Source organism: Aquimarina sp. MMG016 (genome assembly GCF_018100805.1).
GTDB lineage: Bacteria > Bacteroidota > Bacteroidia > Flavobacteriales > Flavobacteriaceae > Aquimarina.
Genome location: NZ_JAGJEA010000002.1, coordinates 389,153 through 410,955, shown reverse-complemented (window position 1 = coordinate 410,955; position 21,803 = coordinate 389,153). Strand labels below are relative to the sequence as shown.

Annotated in this window: 22 protein-coding genes; 11 read left to right on the top strand and 11 right to left on the bottom strand. The window is 32.8% G+C overall.

All coding sequences use genetic code 11. The annotated features are described in order from the left end of the window. The first annotated feature begins 191 nt into the window (after window positions 1-191). The 4 genes from J8M14_RS04765 (at window position 192) to J8M14_RS04750 (ending at window position 3,633) form a co-directional block, all read left to right on the top strand. The gene (locus J8M14_RS04765) at window positions 192-770 is read left to right on the top strand and encodes a porin family protein (RefSeq protein WP_211073434.1); all 579 of its coding nucleotides are present in this window, start codon (window positions 192-194) and stop codon (window positions 768-770) included. Between the two features lie 70 nt (window positions 771-840). Continuing rightward, on the top strand, window positions 841-1,737 hold the full coding sequence (xerD, locus tag J8M14_RS04760) for a site-specific tyrosine recombinase XerD (RefSeq protein ID WP_211073433.1): 897 nt from the start codon (window positions 841-843) through the stop codon (window positions 1,735-1,737). A gap of 2 nt (window positions 1,738-1,739) precedes the next feature. Beyond that, entirely contained in the window at window positions 1,740-2,696 is a 957-nt protein-coding gene (locus J8M14_RS04755; protein WP_211073432.1) for a hypothetical protein, read from the top strand. After that, on the top strand, window positions 2,689-3,633 hold the full coding sequence (locus J8M14_RS04750) for a hypothetical protein (RefSeq protein ID WP_211073431.1): 945 nt from the start codon (window positions 2,689-2,691) through the stop codon (window positions 3,631-3,633). Before J8M14_RS04755 ends, J8M14_RS04750 begins: the two co-directional genes overlap by 8 nt. A 96-nt stretch (window positions 3,634-3,729) precedes the next feature. Here the strand turns inward: J8M14_RS04750 and J8M14_RS04745 are convergent, their stop codons facing one another. Then, a complete protein-coding gene (locus J8M14_RS04745) occupies window positions 3,730-4,086 on the bottom strand; it encodes a hypothetical protein (RefSeq protein ID WP_211073430.1) in 357 nt (118 codons plus the stop codon). Window positions 4,087-4,198: 112 nt separating this feature from the next. Here J8M14_RS04745 and J8M14_RS04740 point away from each other — a divergent pair, with 112 nt between their 5' ends. From J8M14_RS04740 to J8M14_RS04720, 5 genes are all read left to right on the top strand, one after another. Next, on the top strand, window positions 4,199-4,408 hold the full coding sequence (locus J8M14_RS04740; protein ID WP_211073429.1) for a hypothetical protein: 210 nt from the start codon (window positions 4,199-4,201) through the stop codon (window positions 4,406-4,408). A 322-nt stretch (window positions 4,409-4,730) separates the two neighbouring features. Next, window positions 4,731-5,840 (top strand): hypothetical protein, encoded by a 1,110-nt coding sequence (locus tag J8M14_RS04735; RefSeq protein WP_211073428.1) that lies wholly within the window; start codon window positions 4,731-4,733, stop codon window positions 5,838-5,840. Between the two features lie 11 nt (window positions 5,841-5,851). Continuing rightward, a complete protein-coding gene (locus tag J8M14_RS04730; protein ID WP_211073427.1) occupies window positions 5,852-6,928 on the top strand; it encodes an Ig-like domain-containing protein in 1,077 nt (358 codons plus the stop codon). 279 nt (window positions 6,929-7,207) lie between these two features. After that, a complete protein-coding gene (locus J8M14_RS04725; protein ID WP_211073426.1) occupies window positions 7,208-8,731 on the top strand; it encodes an aldehyde dehydrogenase family protein in 1,524 nt (507 codons plus the stop codon). Between the two features lie 11 nt (window positions 8,732-8,742). After that, on the top strand, window positions 8,743-9,120 hold the full coding sequence (locus J8M14_RS04720; RefSeq protein WP_211073425.1) for a DUF779 domain-containing protein: 378 nt from the start codon (window positions 8,743-8,745) through the stop codon (window positions 9,118-9,120). Window positions 9,121-9,182: 62 nt separating this feature from the next. On the opposite strand, the gene J8M14_RS04715 is transcribed toward J8M14_RS04720, so the two are convergent. Next, window positions 9,183-12,413, bottom strand: coding sequence for a M14 family zinc carboxypeptidase (locus J8M14_RS04715; RefSeq protein WP_211073424.1), 3,231 nt, complete (start codon window positions 12,411-12,413; stop codon window positions 9,183-9,185). 275 nt (window positions 12,414-12,688) lie between these two features. Between J8M14_RS04715 and J8M14_RS04710 the strand changes: the two genes are divergently transcribed. Then, the gene (locus J8M14_RS04710; RefSeq protein WP_211073423.1) at window positions 12,689-13,126 is read left to right on the top strand and encodes a DUF2147 domain-containing protein; all 438 of its coding nucleotides are present in this window, start codon (window positions 12,689-12,691) and stop codon (window positions 13,124-13,126) included. Window positions 13,127-13,132: 6 nt separating this feature from the next. On the opposite strand, the gene J8M14_RS04705 is transcribed toward J8M14_RS04710, so the two are convergent. Next, a complete protein-coding gene (locus J8M14_RS04705) occupies window positions 13,133-13,894 on the bottom strand; it encodes an SDR family oxidoreductase (RefSeq protein ID WP_247672548.1) in 762 nt (253 codons plus the stop codon). A 647-nt stretch (window positions 13,895-14,541) separates the two neighbouring features. Here J8M14_RS04705 and J8M14_RS23260 point away from each other — a divergent pair. Then, window positions 14,542-14,676, top strand: coding sequence for a hypothetical protein (locus tag J8M14_RS23260; RefSeq protein WP_282100234.1), 135 nt, complete (start codon window positions 14,542-14,544; stop codon window positions 14,674-14,676). 37 nt (window positions 14,677-14,713) lie between these two features. Here the strand turns inward: J8M14_RS23260 and J8M14_RS04700 are convergent, their stop codons facing one another. The 8 genes from J8M14_RS04700 to J8M14_RS04665 all read right to left on the bottom strand — a co-directional run bounded on the left by J8M14_RS04700 (window position 14,714) and on the right by J8M14_RS04665 (window position 21,726). Further along, a complete protein-coding gene (locus J8M14_RS04700) occupies window positions 14,714-15,418 on the bottom strand; it encodes a class I SAM-dependent methyltransferase (RefSeq protein ID WP_247672547.1) in 705 nt (234 codons plus the stop codon). A gap of 88 nt (window positions 15,419-15,506) precedes the next feature. Further along, on the bottom strand, window positions 15,507-15,860 hold the full coding sequence (locus J8M14_RS04695; protein ID WP_211073422.1) for a cupin domain-containing protein: 354 nt from the start codon (window positions 15,858-15,860) through the stop codon (window positions 15,507-15,509). 5 nt (window positions 15,861-15,865) lie between these two features. Continuing rightward, window positions 15,866-16,711, bottom strand: coding sequence for a sterol desaturase family protein (locus J8M14_RS04690; RefSeq protein WP_211073421.1), 846 nt, complete (start codon window positions 16,709-16,711; stop codon window positions 15,866-15,868). A 54-nt stretch (window positions 16,712-16,765) separates the two neighbouring features. Then, window positions 16,766-17,395 carry a chloramphenicol acetyltransferase gene (locus tag J8M14_RS04685; RefSeq protein WP_211073420.1) on the bottom strand — a complete coding sequence of 210 codons (630 nt, stop codon included), beginning with the start codon at window positions 17,393-17,395 and terminating at the stop codon, window positions 16,766-16,768. Continuing rightward, window positions 17,395-18,087, bottom strand: coding sequence for an HAD family hydrolase (locus J8M14_RS04680; RefSeq protein ID WP_211073419.1), 693 nt, complete (start codon window positions 18,085-18,087; stop codon window positions 17,395-17,397). The genes J8M14_RS04685 and J8M14_RS04680 overlap by 1 nt, the downstream gene beginning before the upstream one ends. Window positions 18,088-18,197: 110 nt before the next feature. Continuing rightward, the gene (gene ettA / locus J8M14_RS04675) at window positions 18,198-19,889 is read right to left on the bottom strand and encodes an energy-dependent translational throttle protein EttA (protein ID WP_211073418.1); all 1,692 of its coding nucleotides are present in this window, start codon (window positions 19,887-19,889) and stop codon (window positions 18,198-18,200) included. A 43-nt stretch (window positions 19,890-19,932) separates the two neighbouring features. Further along, entirely contained in the window at window positions 19,933-20,115 is a 183-nt protein-coding gene (locus tag J8M14_RS04670; RefSeq protein WP_211073417.1) for a CAL67264 family membrane protein, read from the bottom strand. 192 nt (window positions 20,116-20,307) lie between these two features. Next, a complete protein-coding gene (locus J8M14_RS04665) occupies window positions 20,308-21,726 on the bottom strand; it encodes a DNA/RNA non-specific endonuclease (protein ID WP_211073416.1) in 1,419 nt (472 codons plus the stop codon). Window positions 21,727-21,803 lie beyond the last annotated feature (77 nt).

Here is a 21,803-nt window from a genome sequence, read left to right as displayed (position 1 = left end):
ATTTTTTAAAATTGTACTATCTATTCAATAAAATCAAATAATTCAATTTATTCGATAACCTAGTGTTTATCAACATCTACCATCGTTAAAAGGTATCTGTTAACCGATAAAACACACAAAATTAGCATTTTTTTAACGTTTTACACAAGTATAATAAATAGCTTAGCCCAAACTTTAAACAAACAATTATTATGAAAAAATTAGTTTTAACTGTTTTAGCCCTTGCGGCTTTTACTTTTGCAAATGCCCAGGATGGTGGATTTGCTAAGGGTGATATTTTCATTTCTGGAGCTGTTGGTTATAGCTCTGAAACTACTGGAGATATCAAGGACAATACATTCGTTCTTTCTCCAAGAGCAGCATATTTTGTAACAGATAACATTGCAGCTGGTTTGAGAATTGGATATGAAAGTATATCTGAAGAATTTCCGGGTGGTGAGTTCGACGAAACAATCCTTACGGCAGGAGTTTTTGGACGTTACTATTTCACTCCTGGTAATAAATTCTCTGTTTTTGGAGAACTTGGTTTAAACTACTTATCTCAAAAAGAAGACAATGGTGCTACTGATTTAGACACTACAGGTTTTGGTCTAGGTGTTGGTCCTGGGGTTAGCTATTTCATTAGTGACAGTTTTGCTTTAGAAGCTTTCTGGGGAGCTATATCTTATCAGACTACTGAGCCAGATGTAGATAACTCTGAATCTACAGATGAATTTAATTTTGGTGTTAATTTAGAAGACATCACTCTTGGTCTAGTATATAAATTCTAAAAAGATCTCAATCTTAATATTTTAAAACCATTCGTCTAAGGCGAATGGTTTTTCTTTTTATATTAGAATAATGAAATGGAGTCACGCTATAAAAGATTATGAGCACTATTTGCGTATAGAACGTGGATTGTCAGAAAACTCTATTATCAATTATAGTTTTGATATACATCGTTTACTAAAATTTCTAGAGGAAAACGAAATTCAAACTTCTCCTCTTTCTATAGAAAAGGAAACTTTGCAAAAGTTTGTTTATGAAACAGCTAAATTGGTAAATGCCAGATCCCAATCCAGAATTATTTCTGGCCTAAAGAGTTTTTTCAACTACCTTGTTTTTGAAGATTATAGGGAGACAAATCCTATGGAACTTATTGAAGCACCAAAAATAGGAAGAAAACTTCCGGACACACTCTCTGTTGAAGAAATAGATATTATCATTGCCCAAATTGATCTTAGTAAACCTGAAGGTGAAAGAAATAGAGCCATCATAGAGACATTATACGGCTGTGGATTGCGTGTCAGCGAATTAATCGAATTAAAACTATCTAATCTTTTTTTTGACGAAGGATACATAAGTGTTACCGGGAAAGGAAATAAACAACGATTCGTTCCTATTGGAGAAACCACACAAAAATATATTAATATCTATACCGAAGAGATCAGAAACCATATTAACATCCAAAAAGGACATGAGGATACTTTATTCTTAAATCGAAGAGGAAAACAATTAACCCGTGCAATGATTTTTACGATCATAAAACGTTTGGTAGAAAAATCCAAAATTAAGAAAAATGTAAGTCCTCATACTTTTAGGCATTCCTTTGCTACCCACCTGTTAGAAAATGGCGCAGATCTAAGGGCAATACAAATGATGCTAGGTCATGAAAGTATTACCACCACAGAAATATACATGCACGTTGACAAAAAACATCTAAGCGAAGTCATACACAATTTTCACCCAAGAAGATAATTATGAGTTCAGACAGCTTAAGAAAATATCTTTTTATCACATTCTTAAGTTGTTTTACTATGATGTACGCTCAAAGATTTGAAGCTAATGGTGGAATTCTAATAAAAGCCGAAATTACTCTCGGCAATCAAAATCAATGGCTTAAGCTTGGAATTCAAAGTTTTGGAACACTGAATTATGGTGATATTTCAATAGAAAGCGGCTTGTCCTTTGCTTCTTATCAATTCTTAAAACGACATACCATAAAATCTTCAGGACTAGCATATTCATATGAATTTTTTACATTAGGAGGAATTGGAAAAAACAGTAATCTGCTAGGATCTTCAATTTCAGAAATGAATACTACAGTTATATTTAACGCAAAGAAAAAGAGCGGTTTCAATGGAATTGGTTTTGGATTTAGTAAAGATGTGTTACCAAAACAATTAAAATCGTATGGTTTAAAACGAGGTATGCTATTAATGAGATTCAGCAATGCTAATCATAATATACATTTTGCTTTTCTAAATGATTTTAAGATAGGGTTATTTAGTGGTACGGGAACCGATTATGGGGTTACAGGTACTTTAAATATTGGTTTTACAAGAATTCAAGATCTGGAAACAATACATCAATTAGGATTTGGAATAGATTTATTTACTCCGCGGCCTGATTACAGTCGTTCTCCAAGAAATCAAATAAATTCTGATGATGGGCGAAAGAATGTTTGGTTTACACTGCCTCCCCTAACAGACCTTTTTTATGGAAACTTATATTCATTTGGTTTATACCAAGAGGATCATTTTTCAATTTATACCAAATTAGGAATGAATAGTCAAAAAGCGGGAGCATATATACAAAATACCTTACACGATGGTATCGGCTTAAATCCAAGATTCCCTTGGAATGTTGAAGCCAATGATAAGTTATATATAGAAATTACTGGTAACGTTTATCACAAGGAAATATCAGATGATTAGAAAAATAGTACAATATACCATTATTGTCTTTGTAATTATTACAATTAATGGTTGTAATACTTACACTAGTTTTTATAGTAAAACCTACTCTTCTATTCCGAAAAATGATATTCCTAAAATATATCGACTTGATCTTAGTAATCAAAATTTAGACGCCTTACCAAAATCAATTTCGAAATTAAAAGATTTAAGAATGCTAAATCTGAGTAACAATTCAGATTTGGATTTAGATAAGATATTTAAAGAGCTAGAAAATATTACGACTCTTGAAATATTAACTCTTGATAATTTAGATCTAAAACAATTACCAGAATCTATTCTCCAATTTAAGAATCTCAAACAACTTTCTTTAGCATATAACCCAAATTTAGATTTTGATAAAACTTTTAAACTTATAGGTAAACTTTCTATAGAATTTTTGAACCTAAAAGGGAACAACATAAAGTTACTTCCCGAGAATATTTCAACTTTAACAGCAATAAAAGATCTTAATCTTTCATATAATAATCTAATAGCAGAAAAGAATTATCAATTTTTAAGCAAATTACCTAATCTATATTCTTTGTGGTTAGATCATAACAACCTAAAAATACTGCCTAAAACTATTGGAAAATTAGATCAAATACGATTCTTATATATTGATCATAATGAGCTTTCTGAAATACCAATCGAAATATCTGGAATGAAAAAGGTCTGGGTTATACACACAGGGTATAATAAATTCAAAAAATTACCCGAAGCTTTTACCAAAATGAATTCTTTGTTTATGGTGCATATTAATAATTGTAATATAAAAACAATTCCTCGGGTTTATGAAACAGAAAAGTATCCATTAGCGGGATTGATATTAGATAATAACCCAATTTCTGAGCAAGAAAAGGAAAGAGCAAAACGAATATTCAAAGGATATTTTTTACTTTCTTTTAAGCAAAAATGATAAAATTCTTCACAAAAAAAAGGGCAGTATAAACTGCCCGGTCATAAGATAAGTAGGATATCGTCTCAAAGTAGTTTTGAGACGAAAGTAATATTTTTATTCTCCAGCTAGTACAACATAAGAATTATTAGCTACTGGGGTAATGTGATAACTTTTAATGTTTTTTGCTTTTTTTAAATACTTCTCTGCTTCAGCAAATGCAGTATCCATAGCACTTACTTCTGAATCTTCTTTAACGCTAATCGTTTTAGAAATTACATCTCCATTTTTATATTCTATATTCATTTTCCACTTCTTTACAGAGTGAAAGCTTCTATTCTTAATAGTATTCTCTTCAGTTTCTGTTTTACGTTCCTTTTTTGATTTCTCCTTGTCATTAACTGGATTAGTTAATGAAGTATTTGCAGTTGCATAAGTTGAAAAAAGAATAGCCGTAATTAATAAAAGTCTCATAGTTGTGTTTGTTTGAATTTGTTTTTCAAATATACAATCATTTTTTTAATATACAAATATTTTTTTAATAAAAATTTATTTGTATATTTGATTCCTTTTATCTTATTTTATTATGGTTAACAAGAAATTAAAAAGATTACTTAAAAAAAGTAATGGGCAAAAAACGGTGTATGGAATTTCTAAAACATTAGGAGTTAGTCCACAGGCAGGAGATTATGTAGTCAAGAGAAAAAACCTGGCAAAAGACTTCGAGAGATTACAAAGAATTGCTGATTATATGGGAGTAGAAATAAAGGATATTATAGATTCTGTTAGAAAGTAGTAGTATTCATATGTTTTCTGAATTAACCCTTTATATTTCGTCTAAAGCATGTAGTATTCTTTCTGCATATTTATAATGCTACCTTCCTCATATATAATAAATAGACTATTATGAGCTTCTTCAAAAACTTATTGTAGTATTTAAAGTCCAATAAAGTGTTTATAAGGAACAACTAAATATCTGTGTTTATACATTTATAGTACTCTAAAATAGAATTATAATTACCTAACATATCTTTAAGTACTATTGGGAGTTTTTTAACTGCACCCTCTACTCTTTTTCTTTAATTTTAAAAAATTGATCATTTCATAAATCACTCATCATGAAAACATATTTGACTTCCACCATCCTATCTATCTTTCTTTTTTCGACATTTACAATTCAGGCTAATTCTTCGCTAAAATCAGATTTCAAAACAGGTGATCCAGGTATAACATCTATTAACAGTATGTTTTTTGGCCCTGAAGGTATTTTGTTTATTGGTGATAGTAAATCAGCACAGATTGTAGCAGTTGATCTAAGTAAACATGCTAAAACAGATAATTCTAAAGTAAAAATTAATCAACTGGATAATCTTATTGCTGATATGCTTGGTTCTAAAGTAGACCAGATTCAAATCACCGATATGGCTGTTAACCCCGAGAATAACAATATTTATCTGTCTATACTTCATAGTTCAGGTAAGGTAGTATTATTAAGAGTTGACAATAACACATTAAAGGTAGTACCACTGGATAATGTTTCTTTTAGTAAAACCACTTTATTGGATCCTGTGGCTAAAGAAGCAAAAGATAAACGAGGTCGAGAGCTTCGTAAATGGGCTGTAGCGGATATAAAATATTCCTCTGGCAAAGTGCTTTTATCAGGTTTAAGCAACAAAGAGTTCGCTTCCACGTTTAGATCCATTGATTTTCCTTTTTCTAAAGAACAGAATTATAGTTCCTTAGAAATCTATCATGCCGCACACGGTAAATACGAAACTCACGCCCCTATCAAAACATTTATTCCAACAAAGATCAAAGGCAATACACATATTGTTGCAGGATATACCTGTACCCCACTTGTAGTTTTTCCTATAAATGAAATAAAACCAGGAAAGCATAATAAAGGTAGAACAGTAGCAGAATTAGGTAGTGGTAATTCTCCAGTAGATATCATAGAAATAGGAAGTGAAGATAAACATTATCTGCTCATTGCTAATAACAATCGACCTCTAATGAAAATGGATTTTAAAGACCTCGAAGCTTATGAAGATTCACTTACCACACCGGTTACAAAGAAGGGTGCTGCCGAAGGAGTTAGTTATGTAAACCTTCCATTTGTTAACGTTCAACAATTGGATAAATATGGAGATACCGATTTTCTTATGGTACAAAGAGAATCAAACGGTAACCTAGCGTTGAAAATGGGTAGTAGTTGGTGGGTTAAATAATATAATCTAGTTTGAAGAACCTTATTTACATTACAATAATATTACTTTGTAGTATTCCGGAGATGTTAGCTCAAACATCTCCGGATTTTACTTTTGATCAAACCCAAATTGTATTATATCGAGATACAAACAAAATAGATGACTTTAAAATATATAGAGGTCAAATTACTGAAAGTGATTTATCAACTACCAACCCTATATTGGGTGAAATAAGAGAAGAAGATAAACGACTTCATTTTTTTCCATTAGTACCATTTACTTATAATCAAGAATATACAATCGTATATGAAAACATAATTGATTATTTTATAATAAAAACTCCTCCTAAAAGCTATAAACCTCTAAAAGTTGAAGCAATATACCCTTCTTCAAAGATTCTTCCTTCTAATATTTTAAAGTGGTATATCCAATTCTCAAATCCAATAAGTGAAGTTTTCGTTTACAATCATATACGCTTTCTAAATGCTGTTGGAGATACAATACCTAGATCAATACTTCCTCTGGAAAATGCTTTAATATCAGATAATGGTAAACTACTAACAGTATGGATTGAACCTGGTAGACAAAAACGCGGACTAATCCCTAATACAAAACTAGGACCTGTTTTTAATAAGGATGGTTTTAATAAGTATAGTCTAGTTGTATTAAAAACATTAGAAGATCAGAATGGTGTTGGGATGAAAAAGGATTTTATGCACTCTTTTCAAACTACAATCGCTGATCGCAATAAGCCGACTATAAATTCCTGGAACCTAATCCCTCCCAAAATCAATTCTACATCTTCTCTTATCATTGATTGTAATGAATCTCTCGATTATGGCAGTACTTTAAACAATATTTCTATACTGCATAACAAAGAAAATGAAATACAAGGTACCTGGAAGTTAAGTGACCATGAAACTATATTAGAGTTCACTCCTATCTATCCATGGAAAAAAGGTATTTATCATATTGTATTTAGCCCAAAAATCGAAGACTTGGCCGGCAATAGCTTGGAAAGATTATTTGACCATAAAATTAATGAGTTGACGGACGACAATTCCTCTAACTCTATCTATGAGTACAAAATTCAATTTATACTTAAATAATTCCTCTTTACAATATATTACTCCTAAAAAAGGTAAACGATTTACTTTATCATTTACTTTCTGAAAGCGACTAATCCTTAAAAATAATGTGAAATTTAATTCTTCTAAAAAAACATAATAATTCCATAGAATTAATAATAATATTAACAAGATTCCTTACTTGAAATTGTCAAAAATGAGTTATATTTAAAGGTACGTCCTTTATTGTCAAACCGTTAACTTTTTTTGTTTGACAAATCAATTTTATCTCTATTCTCACAACATTTTAATTTTATTATTATGAGTATCGCCAAACCAACTCCAAAAGGCAAAGAAAAAAGACCTAGCTTCAAAGCCCAATATGATAATTATATTGGAGGAAAATGGACAAGCCCAGTTAAGGGTGAATATTTTGATAACATTTCGCCAGTTGATGGAACCAGTTTTACTAAAGTAGCACGATCGACTAGTGAAGATATTGAACTCGCTATAGACGCCGCCTGGAAAGCCGCGCCAGAATGGAATAACTCCTCTGCTACTTTTCGGAGTAATTGTTTATTAAAAATTGCAGACGTTATTGAAGAAAATTTAGAAGAACTGGCCAGAGCTGAGACCTGGGACAACGGAAAAGCTATTAGAGAAACTCTTGCGGCTGATATGCCGCTGGCTATAGATCATTTTAGATATTTTGCAGGAGTCATTCGTGCAGAAGAAGGTTCCGCAAGCGAAATAGATAATAATACTTTATGCCTTAATATACCTGAACCACTTGGTGTAGTAGGACAAATCATCCCTTGGAATTTTCCTATATTAATGGCTACCTGGAAAGTAGCTCCTGCACTAGCAGCAGGAAATTGTGTTGTATTAAAACCTGCAGAACAAACACCTGTTGGTATTATGATTTTAATGGAACTGATTGAAGGTATATTACCTCCCGGTGTGCTTAACGTAGTAAATGGTTTTGGTATAGAAGCTGGGAAACCACTGGCGTCTAATCCACGTATTAAAAAAGTAGCATTTACAGGAGAAACTACTACCGGACAATTAATCATGCAGTATGCATCAAAAAATATTACTCCGGTCACTCTAGAATTAGGTGGAAAATCTCCTAACATTTTCTTCGAAAGTATCATGGAAACCGATGATGACTTCTTTGATAAGTGTTTGGAAGGAGCAGTTATGTTTGCTTTAAATCAAGGAGAAGTTTGCACTTGCCCATCAAGAATTCTAATACAAGAAAGTATTTATGATCAATTTATTGAACGTGTTATTGAACGTACGGAAGCAATTAAACTAGGGCATCCTCTTGATCCCGAAACTATGATGGGAGCACAAGCATCAAATGATCAATTTGAAAAGGTTATTAACTACATCAATATTGGAAAAGATGAAGGATGTGAGGTTCTTACCGGTGGTAAGGCTGCTTATGTAGAAGGTTTAGAAAATGGATATTATGTGCAACCCACATTATTAAGAGGAAATAACAAAATGCGTGTATTTCAAGAAGAGATTTTTGGGCCTGTAGCGTGTGTCACTACTTTTAAAGATGAAGCCGAAGCTATAGAAATTGCTAATGATACGTTATATGGACTAGGTGCTGGAGTATGGACACGTGATACACATCAAGCATATCAAATCTCTAGAGCAGTCCAAGCAGGTCGTGTTTGGGTAAATTGCTATCATAATTACCCTGCGCATGCACCTTTTGGAGGTTATAAAAAATCTGGTATAGGTCGAGAAAATCATAAAATGATGCTCAATCACTATCGCCAAACCAAAAATATGCTTATATCCTATGATAAAAAGGCACTTGGATTTTTCTAAAAACTAATATTATGATATTGCGTGTAACGGTTACCGATGCTGCAAAAGCTATAATAGAAATCCTACGGAAGGAACACGGGGAATTGATGTTTCATCAAAGTGGAGGTTGTTGTGATGGTTCTTCTCCTATGTGCTATCCCAAAGGAGAATTAATGATTAATGAAACTGATATTTGGTTAGGAAGTATTCACCACTGTGATTTTTATATGTCTCAGGATCAGTTTGAGTATTGGAAACATACTCAACTTACCGTAGATGTTGTAGAAGGACGTGGATCTAGTTTTTCTCTGGAAATCCCTTTAGGTGTTCGGTTTGTAATCAAATCTCGCATGTATACTGAACAGGAAACTGAAATATTGACTCCAGTGCATATTGGAGAGATAAGTTAAGTAGTAATAAAAAACGAGCCTTATGTAATCATATGGCTCGTTTTCTAATATTCAATATTGTTTTATTTACTTATCAAAAACCTTTTGGTTATTAGTTCTTGATTGCTATTTACCTTTAATATATATATTCCGTTATTTAAAGATGATACATCAATCTGGTTTTCTAATAGTTTAGCCTGATTAACGACCTGACCTAAATAGTTTACAATAGCATACGAAGCTTTTCTATCTTGTAATCCTTTTACAAATAAGACACCATTTTGAACAGGATTTGGATATAACCAAAGGTTATTATTTTTTTGTATTATATCATTTTGTTTCAAAATTGAAGGAGCTCCTATATTTACTGTATAATCTTCTACCTCTCCGTAAGTAAAAGTTTCACAAGGAGCTGAAGCTGAATTATATTTCATAGATACACGCATTCTGGTATTACCCGAGAGTGCGGTATTTGGAACATTAAAATTATATGATTGATTCGCACTACTTCTTGTAGAATCGGACATTACAAGTTCTGTAGATTCAAATATACCATTCTGATTAAGATCAATCCAGACACTCCAAAATTCAGTATAGATTGTACCTGTATATCCAACACTTAAAGTAATCGTATTAGAACCATAAGGTACATTCCCTATCAAGGATGTAAAATCACCATATCCTTCATTCGCTCCGGTAACATTATCTATTCCGCCTAATCCTACATAATCTATAAATTCATCATTTACATTATTCCCTTTAGAATCACAATACGTTAGTGTAGTTTCTAATGTAGTAACGTTTATTGAGTTACTTGGTGGAGAACTGTTTCCCGCAGCATCTTTAGCTACTACAGAAAAAGAATATGTTGTATTAGGAGATAAACCAGCAACTACTGTATTATTAGTTGTTGAGTTTGTTAACAAAGTATTTCCTTGGTAAATCTCATATTCCGTTACCCCTATATTATCTGTTGAAGCATTCCAAGAAAGATTTGCGGTAGTAGCAGTGACATTAAGAACTGACAAATTACCAGGAGTCGTTGGTGCTTCAGTATCAGGTGTAGAAGATTGTATTTTAATATTATCGACAGCTATGTCACTTCTAAAACCATTACCTGTAGTTCCTATGAATTGTAATTTAATCACTGATCCTGCATAAGATGTAAGATCAATAGTAGACTGATTCCATGAATTTCCTTGGTTCCCGGTCTGTGACCAGATCGAAGTATAACTTCCTCCATTATCTGTACTTACCAAAACCTCGAGAGTTCCCATATTAGTGCCATACATATGATATCCAAATTCCAGAGATACTCCTAGTAGGTTGGAAAGATCTATACATGGGCTGTTTAGAATCGCAACTTTATTAGGATAACCTGTCGTAGATCCGGAAGCCTCTGTATACATATAAAAAGCTCCATCCTGCCCTGATGAAGGTCCCGTTCCGTTAGAAGGGGTGCCTCCAGAATCACGAGTCCAATCAATATCATCTCCAGACGCATTTGTCCAAACTCCTAAACCAGATTCAAAACTCTCCTTATATGGGAAATTGTTTATTCCTGCACAGGCTGATGTAGAAGTAGTTGTGAAATTGATAGCATTGCTATATGGAGAGCTTGATCCTCCAGAACAATTACTTCTTACCTGGGCTTCATATTGCGTTTCAGCAAGTAAACCTGTAATATTTAAAGTATTATTTGTCGATGGCACTGTTGTCCAATTGGTACTTCCAATAGTACGATATCGCAGATCATACGAAGCTCCTGAGCTGGCTGTCCAACTTAAAGTCGCGGCTGTAGACTGAATATTAGATGCTATCAACCCAGTTGGTGCCACACCTCCTATAGGTGTTAATTGCACATTTTGTACCACTGAAGCATTATCAGAAACAGAAACTCCAGTAATAGTAATTGATTCATAACATTCTGCTTCAAACAAAATATCATATGTCCCACCTTTTATAGGTCTATAATAATCCCCTTCTGGTAGTTCTGTGGGAACCCAGGATTCATAACTTTCTTTTCCGATAATAGTAACTTTTGCTTCTATAGGCTGATTAGTTACTGCATCCGTAACTACTCCTCGTATTCCATAGTTTATCTGATTTAAAAAAGCTATCAACGCATCTCTATTATAATTCCAAAAATTTACTAATTGACTAGAAGCTGGTGTTTTAGCATTTGATAATTCCACAGTTACTTCTCTTCCTTTTTGATTATAGATTTGATAATCTTGTCTTCCTCCCTGTACTTCATACCAATCATAACCATTAGTAATCCCATTATTTAAACCATCAAAATACCCATTTGGACTATTAGCCTGACATAAATCCCTGTATTCTTCAGACACATGTATAAAATAATCCTCATCCGGGTGTGCTCCTGCATAAGTATCCCAAGGATAATTAATTAATTCGATACCTCCGTGAAAATTAGCAGACAACACGAAATGTTTAGAGTCAGCAAAAGCCATAAAAGCTAAAGTCTCTGTCTGATACGAATTACCATCCGGATTAGGACCATCGTCTGGGTCAGGGTAATTTCTATTTAAGTCTACATTATTAGCATTTCCACGTGTTGCATTTGCCACAGATGTATTATTTGCACTATTTCTATAAGTACCATCGGGATTTGCCAACGGGTTAATCCATACTTCATTATTATCCAAAAGGTTCTTGATTTCTGCATGACGTGGGTTACTAGTATCATTATACGCATTGAGTAAATAATCGATAAGATTAAGCATCATAGGGTAACCGGCAATTTCATCACCATGCATAGATGATGTATACATCACTCTTGGTTCTTGCTCATTATCATTAACATTATCCGATAGTTTTACGAATAGAATTGATTTATCACCTTCTGTGGTTGCTCCAATATTTTCTAGCTTACATATTGATGCGTTATTCGTGGCAAAATCGTTCATCATAGATACATAATCTGCATAGGTTGGATATGCTGTTAAGGGAAAAGTAGCTGCTTTAATGGTCAAATCCTTTGTCATTAATCGTTCACCAACTATATTATCTTTTTGAGAAGCTTTAAAAGGAATATTTTTTAGTAAAAAATTAGAAAACTGGTTTTTATTAGCCATCACCTTTACAGTTCTAGTTGCTTCGTCGTAATGAACAATCGATAATTCTTTGGTAATAGTGCTAAGCTCTGATTTATCCTGAATAAAGAAAGTAAAAATTACTTCTCCTTTAATATCGAGGTATTCATTGGCTCGTTCTAAATCATTTTGTTGTGCGATAAGTTTTGTACTAAAAGTGAAGATCACTAATAGTGCAAAAATGAAAACATTTTTCATGGTTTTAAGAGTAGTTTTTAAGTTAAATTGAGTTTAAGATTATTTGTTTTAATTATTGATTAACAGTTCGTTAATCTACAAGGTAATAATAAAATCAGTGAGAATTTTAAACAAAATTTAAACACATAATTATTCTACGGTAAGCACATAAAATTTTGTAATAAAACCATTAATCTTACAAGAAACAAATCCTGTAAATTCAGTTTGATTTTAACAATTTATTAAGTGTTTTGGAAAATTATTATTACATTACGGTGCTAACACTATTCAACTTTATGCTTTTTACGACCAGAATTATCTTACTACTAGGTATATTTTTTCTGAATGCATCATTGTCTGTTACTCCTGAAACTTATATAGGAAAATGGCGTATCCAAGGAGGATCCATTATCGAGATATATGAACAACACAATACTTTTTATGGAAAAATCCTTAAACGTGCAGAACACCCAATATCTAACCTTAATGGTTTAGATAATAAAAACCCTTCTAAAGAACTTCGAAGTCGAAAATTAGTAGGTATAGATATTCTTAATGACCTAAACTATGACGAAGATGGATATTTATCAGGGGGGACAATATATAATGCAGATAGCGGAAAAACCTATACCGTAAAAGTATGGATTGATAATGATGATTTAAATTTATGTTATATCAGAGCTTATAAAGGAATTCTTTTTAAAACTTTTGAAGCCATTAGAGTTAAGGAATAGCGCATATTATCTAATATGACTTCCTGCATTCATATCAATAGTAGCACCTGTAGCATGATCCATCGCTCCACTACACATCAATGCAATTAGTGGAGCTAAATCTTCGGGTTTAGTAAGTTCATTTAGTGCTATTTCATTTAGCACATTTTCTTCTCCATACTTTTTAATAAAACTTTCTGCCATTTGTGTTCTGGTAAAACCAGGTGAAACAATAAAAGATTTAATGTTTTGTTTTCCAAAAGAACGGGCTACGCTTCTTGCCAGAGATACGATACCTCCTTTTGAAGCAGCATACCCTAGATACTCTTCAGTCTCTCCTCTAAAAACTGCTCGGCTAGCTATGTAAATAAATCGCCCTTCTCCTTGTTCCAAAAAATGCTCTATTCCTAATTTGGTCAACAATCCCACTGCGTCTAAATTGATAGCCATGGTCTTTCTCCAAACAGAAAACCAATCTTCTGTAGTTTTTTTGGTCGAATGTGGAAGAAATACACCTGCGTTCAAAATAACAACATCTATTTTCCCAAAAGCTTTTCGTACTTCCTTGAAAAGTGAAAGCACTTCCTCTCTCTCAGATAAATCTGCCTTAAATACTTTGGAGCCTGTTTCAGGATACTTAGATATTAAATCTTTGGCAGAGGTTTTGTTTCTATTATAATGAACAGCTACAGTGCCTCCCATTTGCATTAAAAAATTTGCGATACCTTTTCCTATTCCATCAGAAGCTCCTGTTACTAATATTGTTTTTCCTGATAAATCTATATCCATCAAAGTTAGTTTTAGTATAAAAATAGAATAATTGAGTCTAAAATACAGTACCAAAACCTGTCCTATTTACTGTTTTTAGCAGTAATATTTGTTAAAACAAGTTAAAATAGTACCTTTTTATACATAGTACTGTAACGAAATTGAATTTAATACGTCATATAGATAAATATCAATCTTTAAAAACAACAATTATGAGAACTTTAGACAGCAATCAAATCACAAAAAAATCAAACAATACTAAAGGATATATCTGGAATACTAAAAGAAGATACAGATAAGATTCTAAAATCATTAAAACAATTCATCAACCTGTCCGCCTATGGTGGATCAAAAATCAACAATCATGAGAACCTTAGACAACAACCAAATCACAAAAAAATTAAATAATACTAAAGGATATATCTGGAATACTAAAAGAAGATACAGATAAGATTCTAAAATCACTAAAACAATTCATCAACCTGTCCACCTATGGTGGATCAAAAAACAATAATCATGAGAACTCTAGACAGCAATCAAATCACAAAAAAATCAAACAATACCAAAGGATATATCTGGAATACTAAAAGAAGATACAGATAAAATTCTAAAATCATCAAAGCAATTCATCAACCCGTCCGCCTATGGTGGATCAAAAAACCATCAATATGAGAACGCTAAAAAATATCAAAAATAGATTAAGGAATACTTTACATAAGCAAAACTCGCTTCTTGATCGAACTGTTAATTTATATGATCGAAAAGACATATTATATGTAGAGCGTAAACGTTATGCATATTAAAAAAGAGAGAAGGCTGAATTTATATTGAATTCAGCCTTTATATTTTATTAACATCTCCTACTACAATCCAAATTCTTTTATCAGCTTCATTTTTCCATCTTCCGAAATCGTGAACATAGGTTGATATAGAGAAGCCTGCTTTTTCTAACTCTTCTGTTACATACTCTGATGATATAGTATGCTCATCTACTTGTTCATCACGAGATTTATTGAGCATATGTTTTTTAAACTTCTCAATAATTACAACTTTACCATTTGGTTTTAAAGATTTTTTGATGTGCTCTAGGATATCCCTATAGTCTTTCATTTCATGATAGGTATCCATGACAATAACGGCATCTAATTTTCCTTCAGGTAATTTAGGATTATCATAATCTCCTAAAATGGTTTCGACATTAGTCAGATTTCTTTGCTTTACATGTTCATCTAATCTATCTAACCGATCCTGTCGAACATCAACAGCATAAACCTTACCGGATTCACCAATCGTATTTGCCAAATGGATTGAAAGATAGCCTTCATGACAACCTATATCTGCAACTACATCACCTGTTTTGATATTTGTAATTTCGAAAATTTTAGCAACATTCATCCATTTATCACGCTCATTCCAATCATTTTCTTTGTATTGAGCACTAACAGTAGTAATGAACAGTGATACAATTGCTAAAATTGTATACTCTGAGGGTACATTCATAACTTTTCCTAACTGATTATGTACTGAATTTACTTTATAAATCAATACACTCAGTAGATTTTATGAAAAGTTTAGAGGTTTTGGTTAAGAATTAATCAATAAAAACCCTGTCATTTCCTAAGAATTCAGGAGTTTAGATAGAAATTACTTTTAACTCTTCTATTACTTTTACAGCATGAATAGTTTGTTCTGGAATAGTGATCCAATCTCCGGCTTTTACAAGTAACTTTTGATCACCTAAGATCATTTCTGCTTTTCCTTCAAGAATATGAACTTGCTCAGTATGCTCAAGGTGTTTATGTGGTTTTACTCCTTTTTTGATCCAAATCACAAAAGTCGAAGCATTCTTGTCCGAATAGATTTTTTTAACCAAAATATTATCGAATTCTTCATCTGGTTGAATAGAATTAACATCTTTAAGAAGGCCCTGTGCCTGAATGTTACAGAGTGACAAAAACGATACAATGCATACAAAAAATATCTTCATTCCTTTTATTCGTCTTTAGCATCAAACTTAGCTCCTACAGGTGCTCGATAACCAGCAAAAGGAAGTTTAAGCAACTTGCTAATCTTAGCATTAGAGTCTACATCTGGATACGTATCTACACCATATATCAAATCTTCATTACGGATTTTGGCAAAAGTACCAAACATACGATCCCAAATAGAGAAGATATTACCATAATTAGTATCTGTATATGGTAATACATAATGATGATGAACCTTATGCATATCCGGAGATACAATTACTAAACTAATAATATCATCTAATTTTTTTGGTAACGAAATATTAGCATGATTAAATTGTGACAGTACTACTGATAAAGACTGATATAACATAATGATTCCGATAGGAGCACCAACAATAAAAACAGCTAATGTTGTAAAAACAAAACGTATAACACTCTCACCTGGATGATGACGATTAGCAGTAGTAGTATCTACATGATTATCCGTATGATGAATTAAATGAAACATCCATAGTGGTTTAACCATATGCTCCACATAATGCGCCAACCAAGCTCCAATAAGATCCAATAACGCTACACCTAATAATATAGTTGCCCATAATGGCAAATCTAACCATTGAAGTACACCAAATTTAGTAGCAACCGTCCAATCGCTGGTTTTTAGTAATATAAAAGCTAGTACGAAATTGATAAGAATAGTGGTTAACGTAAAAAAAATGTTTGGCCAGGCGTGTTTAAATTTCTTGTAATCAAATCTAAACAAAGGAGCAGCATACTCCACTAACCAAAAAAAAGCAATACCTCCCACTAAAATTAAACTACGATGAGAAGAGGGTATTGTTTCAAAATAATTCATGATTGTTTCCATACAGCAAAATATCTTTTTTCTAAGAATTATACAATTTTTTAACTAATTACAAAACTAGCTATTCAATAATGACTGAAATTCTTCAAGATATTTACCAATATGATAACCATCCATTAATCCGTGATGTACATTAATTGCTATAGGCAAGTTGATTTTTCCCTGCTCTTTGGTATATTTCCCGAAAGAAATTTTTGGGATACTATCTTTAAATTGAAAATGTCTGGCGTGAGTCAACCCACTGAAGTTATACCAGGGAATTGATGAATAATGAATTGTATCAATACGCTTAGCATTATCCGTATGTCTAAGCCCTGTGCTATTTTTGACTTCATCAATCTCTTTTTGAGCTTTCGCTACAAATAGATCAAAATCTTCTTCATATTCCATAAACGAAAAACCAAAAGTATGATCTTCTCTGCCAATAGTTGGTGATGCATGAATTTTATCATAAACATACACTTGATCATCTTCTATTCGATATCTGAATTCTTCAATACTATTAGCAGCTTTGATTGATTTATGTAGGTAATAAAGAAAATAAGGATACCCATTATCCTTTATGTTTTGGTATCCTAAAGTAAAATCCACTGTAGTAGTAATTCCAAAAAAAGGTTCATCAAAACCTCCAAAAAACTCGAAGTGCTCTTTTCTGTTCCATGTAGTTAGATCCAGTTTAGTTCGCATTACAATACTTCTAAGAGTTGGGTAGCTTTGGTAAAACTTCTAAAATTAGGATGTTTTATCTCTTCATTCACCATTTCATGAGCCCAGGTAGTATGAAAAGGAATATGAAAAGCGTGAGCACCAATATTCAAAACAGGTAGAATATCAGATTTAAGCGAGTTACCCACCATAAGAAACTCACTTTCAGTAACATCAAGATGTCTTACAAGTTTTTGATATTGTTTTTCTGTTTTATCAGATACAATTTCTATGTGATGAAAATACTTTTCTAAGCCAGATTTAATCAATTTTCTTTCCTGATCCAGTAAATCCCCTTTGGTAGCCATTACTAAACGATATTTTTTAGATAATTGATTTAATGTTTCATCTATACCGTCAATTAGTTCTACCGGCTCCTGAAGCATTTGTTTACCTTTATCTATGAGCTTTTCCACCAATTCGATTTTCATACTACCATTAGATATCTGGATTGCAGCCTCAATCAAAGAAAGCGTAAAAGGCTTGATACCATAACCATACAATGGTAGGTTTTTCATTTCTACTTCAAAAAGTAATTTATTTACTTCTTCTTTAGGCAAATACTCCTCCAACAATTCACATAGCTCTTCTTCTGCTTTTCTGAACAATGTTTCGTTTACCCAAAGAGTATCATCTGCATCAAATGCAATCGCTTTAATTCTGCTTAGTGGCATTTTTTAGGAGTATTTGAGTTTGTTAGCGGTGAGTTTATGAGTAGACGCACTTCATAGTTTTCTTAGATTTTTTTCACTACTCAAAGCGAAGCGCCTTCACAACTCATAAACTATCGTACTAATTTTTTATACTTAATTCGTTTCGGCATTAGATCTCCACCTAAACGTTTCTTTTTATTTTCTTCATAATCAGAGAAACTACCTTCAAAGAAATATACCTGAGAATCTCCTTCAAAAGCCAGAATATGGGTACATATTCTATCCAAGAACCAACGGTCGTGAGAAATCACCACAGCACACCCTGCAAAGTTTTCCAAACCTTCTTCTAATGCCCGCAATGTATTAACATCAAGATCATTAGTAGGCTCATCAAGAAGCAATACGTTACCCTCTTCTTTTAGAGTCATTGCTAGATGCAGTCGATTTCTTTCTCCACCAGAAAGGGTAGATACCTTTTTATTTTGTTCACTTCCTCCAAAATTAAAACGACTTAAATATGCTCTAGAATTTACTTCCTTACCTCCCATCATTACTAAATCCTGCTCATCACTAAAATTCTGCCAAATAGATTTATCCGGATCAATATTGGAATGTGCTTGATCTACATATGCGATTTTAGCTGTTTCTCCAACAGTAAAGGTTCCTTTATCAGGTTGCTCCTCTCCCATTATCATCTTAAAAATAGTCGTTTTACCAGCTCCATTAGGTCCAATAATACCTACAATTCCAGCTTGAGGAAGTTTAAAATTAAGATCTTCATATAAAAGCTTATCTCCGTAAGCTTTACTTATTCCTGATGCCTCTAATACATTAGTACCTAATCTTGGACCATTAGGGATATAGATTTCTAATTTTTCGTCAAGTTGTTTTTGATCTTGACTCATCAACTTATCGTAATTCTTTAAACGTGCTTTTTGTTTTGTTTGCCTTCCTTTTGCACCTTGACGTACCCACTCTAATTCTCTTTCGAGTGTTTTCTGACGTTTAGAAGCAGACTTACTTTCCTGAGCTAAACGTTTGGACTTTTGATCTAACCAGGAAGAATAATTTCCTTTCCACGGAATCCCTTCTCCTCTATCCAATTCTAGTATCCAACCTGCTACATTATCTAAGAAGTACCTATCGTGAGTTACGGCAATAACAGTTCCTTTATATTGTGCTAAATGATGCTCTAACCAATGTACAGATTCAGCATCCAAGTGGTTGGTTGGTTCATCTAATAATAGAACATCCGGTTCCTTTAGTAATAATCGACAAAGTGCAACTCTTCTTCTTTCTCCTCCAGAAAGAACACTAATCTTTTTATCAGAATCAGGAGTTCGTAAAGCGTCCATTGCGATCTCCAGCTTAGTATCTAGCTCCCAAGCATTACTAGCATCAATCTGATCTTGTAGTACAGCTTGTCTATCCATAAGTTTCTGCATTTTATCTGCATCACTATAGACTTCTTCTAAGCCAAACATATCATTGATCTTATTGTATTCATCCAGAACTGCAACAGTTTCTGCAACTCCTTCCTTTACAACTTCTATTACAGTTTTATCCGGATCTAATTGTGGTTCTTGCTCTAAATATCCAACAGAATAATCCTGAGAAAACACAACATCTCCCTGAAAATCTTTATCCACTCCTGCAATAATCTTAAGTAAAGTAGATTTACCAGAACCATTAAGACCAAGGATTCCGATTTTAGCTCCGTAGAAAAAACTCAAGTATATATTTTTAAGTACAGGAGTATTTGCACTTTTATAAGTTTTGGTAACCCCAGACATGGAGAAGATTACCTTTTTATCATCTGACATAAGCCCCTAAATTGTTTATGGTTAGTATATTTATTGTATAATATTAAACTCTTCCTTTTAGCGCATTAAACACCCAAGCATTTGCTAAAAATCCAACTCCAACTGCTGCAAATCCCCAACCGGAAACATCTCTATATCTAAATGCTCCAAGAGCAATTAGTCCTAATCCAGCAAGAATCATTATAAATGTAGCCCAGGCTAAAACAGTGTTCTTATTCATTCCCATAAAATATTATTTAGTACTATTAAGAAATGCAAATATCGGTATTTTATCGTCAAAAATTAGGCTTTTAAAGACTTCTTGGAATGCTTTACAGCATTACTTACTGCGAGACAGCAAGTTAGGAAATATCTATAAATTAAAAAACGGATATTTAACTTGTAAATACCCGTTTTTAATATCCGCAAAAATATATTTTTAATTAGATGGTCTGTTATCTACTCTTGATTCCAGAACAGATTCTATAGCATTTGGTATGTTTTCAAAAAGATCATAACCTGTTAAACTTTCTATCGAATTTACCGAAGTTCTAAATTGAGTCCAATCATTACTTATTCCCTGATCATTAGGAACATTAATAGCAATTAGCCTAGTAGCAGTTGTTACACGATTAACATCGTTCGTACCATTAGGTAAAACTAATGCTACTTTCCAAAAAGAGTCAGGTACAGTAATATTACCATTATCAATTGTACTTGCAAAACCGTTACTTCCCGTTCCTCCGCTACCTGAAACTCCGGAAACGATATGTATTTCATTTCCTTCTACAATCAAAGACCTCAAGTAGTTTTCAAAATTAACCCAAGTCCTGCGATTATTATCTGGTGCTTGCGGGGCAATATTAGTCATGTAGAATGTATTCTCATTAGAATCCTGGCTTCCGTTTCTATCTGCCGATGGGCAAAGATGTCCTCTGTCAAACCCTGAACCAGTATAATCACTTGTTGTTGCTCTAAAGAAATTGCTAGGTAAATCTCTATCTTGCTTAAAACAATTACATCTTGGAGTACTGCCTGTCCAGGCTGTACTTAGATGCCAACTTACCCAATTGGCAGTTCCTCTGCTGTTATTATAGGATAATACAAAGTCAGGTTTAGAAAGATAATAATTATTGGCACTTGACCCAGCATTAGATGGGTTCCCAAAGGTAATATTACTATCCTGTGATGGAGAACCATTTCCTCCACCGCCTGTAGTATTAGTAGAAATCTCAAAATTATCAATATTGATTCTATTAGAGCCACCAGAAGTTTTATATACACCATATCGTACACTACTAGTTTCATTTACATTAAAAGTAACAGTGTTTAATGTTGTAGAATTTGTAGTAATGGTTGAACCCGCATAGTACCATGAAGAACCATTATCATAAGATGCAATTAACCTCCAGGTAGAATTACCATCATTACCATATTTAGCATGACGGATTCTAATAGTCTGTGCTCCGTTATCCATATCAAAAGACATAATGGCGTAGCCGCTATTTCTAATACGAACGGACTTAGAACCAAATTTTCTATCATTTGATAAAGTTCCAATTAGAGCATCATTGAGATACCAGCTTCCAGAAGATACATTAATGCCTGCCCCTGCATAACTACCTTTTACACCCGATTCATAAGTCTCTGTAAAACCCGAAGTGCTTTTTCCAGAAAAATTGTGCTCGTGTGGTCCTTCATTATTATAAAAGTAAGTAGCTACTTTGAGTTCCCCTTCAATTTTTAATGGGATAGTTTCTATTTCTTCATAAATAGATTTATCATCGGTGCTACAACTTATAATGAATAGTGATAATACAAGAAATGACCAAATGTAATTAAGATTAAAAAGTTTCATAGATGAGTGAATTAGTTAAATGTTTTATAAAAATTGTTCAGAATGTACTCACTAAACTAGATGGCTCATGTTAATAT

What these genes read in the sequence shown, in the direction of transcription:
- J8M14_RS04765 (WP_211073434.1), top strand. Translation starts at nt 192, where the DNA reads ATGAAAAAATTAGTTTTAACTGTTTTAGCCCTTGCGGCTTTTACTTTT.
- xerD (WP_211073433.1), top strand. Translation starts at nt 841, where the DNA reads ATGAAATGGAGTCACGCTATAAAAGATTATGAGCACTATTTGCGTATA.
- J8M14_RS04755 (WP_211073432.1), top strand. Translation starts at nt 1,740, where the DNA reads ATGAGTTCAGACAGCTTAAGAAAATATCTTTTTATCACATTCTTAAGT.
- J8M14_RS04750 (WP_211073431.1), top strand. Translation starts at nt 2,689, where the DNA reads ATGATTAGAAAAATAGTACAATATACCATTATTGTCTTTGTAATTATT.
- J8M14_RS04745 (WP_211073430.1), bottom strand. Translation starts at nt 4,086, where the DNA reads ATGAGACTTTTATTAATTACGGCTATTCTTTTTTCAACTTATGCAACT.
- J8M14_RS04740 (WP_211073429.1), top strand. Translation starts at nt 4,199, where the DNA reads ATGGTTAACAAGAAATTAAAAAGATTACTTAAAAAAAGTAATGGGCAA.
- J8M14_RS04735 (WP_211073428.1), top strand. Translation starts at nt 4,731, where the DNA reads ATGAAAACATATTTGACTTCCACCATCCTATCTATCTTTCTTTTTTCG.
- J8M14_RS04725 (WP_211073426.1), top strand. Translation starts at nt 7,208, where the DNA reads ATGAGTATCGCCAAACCAACTCCAAAAGGCAAAGAAAAAAGACCTAGC.
- J8M14_RS04720 (WP_211073425.1), top strand. Translation starts at nt 8,743, where the DNA reads ATGATATTGCGTGTAACGGTTACCGATGCTGCAAAAGCTATAATAGAA.
- J8M14_RS04715 (WP_211073424.1), bottom strand. Translation starts at nt 12,413, where the DNA reads ATGAAAAATGTTTTCATTTTTGCACTATTAGTGATCTTCACTTTTAGT.
- J8M14_RS04710 (WP_211073423.1), top strand. Translation starts at nt 12,689, where the DNA reads ATGCTTTTTACGACCAGAATTATCTTACTACTAGGTATATTTTTTCTG.
- J8M14_RS04705 (WP_247672548.1), bottom strand. Translation starts at nt 13,894, where the DNA reads ATGGATATAGATTTATCAGGAAAAACAATATTAGTAACAGGAGCTTCT.
- J8M14_RS23260 (WP_282100234.1), top strand. Translation starts at nt 14,542, where the DNA reads ATGAGAACGCTAAAAAATATCAAAAATAGATTAAGGAATACTTTACAT.
- J8M14_RS04695 (WP_211073422.1), bottom strand. Translation starts at nt 15,860, where the DNA reads ATGAAGATATTTTTTGTATGCATTGTATCGTTTTTGTCACTCTGTAAC.
- J8M14_RS04690 (WP_211073421.1), bottom strand. Translation starts at nt 16,711, where the DNA reads ATGGAAACAATCATGAATTATTTTGAAACAATACCCTCTTCTCATCGT.
- J8M14_RS04685 (WP_211073420.1), bottom strand. Translation starts at nt 17,395, where the DNA reads ATGCGAACTAAACTGGATCTAACTACATGGAACAGAAAAGAGCACTTC.
- J8M14_RS04680 (WP_211073419.1), bottom strand. Translation starts at nt 18,087, where the DNA reads ATGCCACTAAGCAGAATTAAAGCGATTGCATTTGATGCAGATGATACT.
- ettA (WP_211073418.1), bottom strand. Translation starts at nt 19,889, where the DNA reads ATGTCAGATGATAAAAAGGTAATCTTCTCCATGTCTGGGGTTACCAAA.
- J8M14_RS04670 (WP_211073417.1), bottom strand. Translation starts at nt 20,115, where the DNA reads ATGGGAATGAATAAGAACACTGTTTTAGCCTGGGCTACATTTATAATG.
- J8M14_RS04665 (WP_211073416.1), bottom strand. Translation starts at nt 21,726, where the DNA reads ATGAAACTTTTTAATCTTAATTACATTTGGTCATTTCTTGTATTATCA.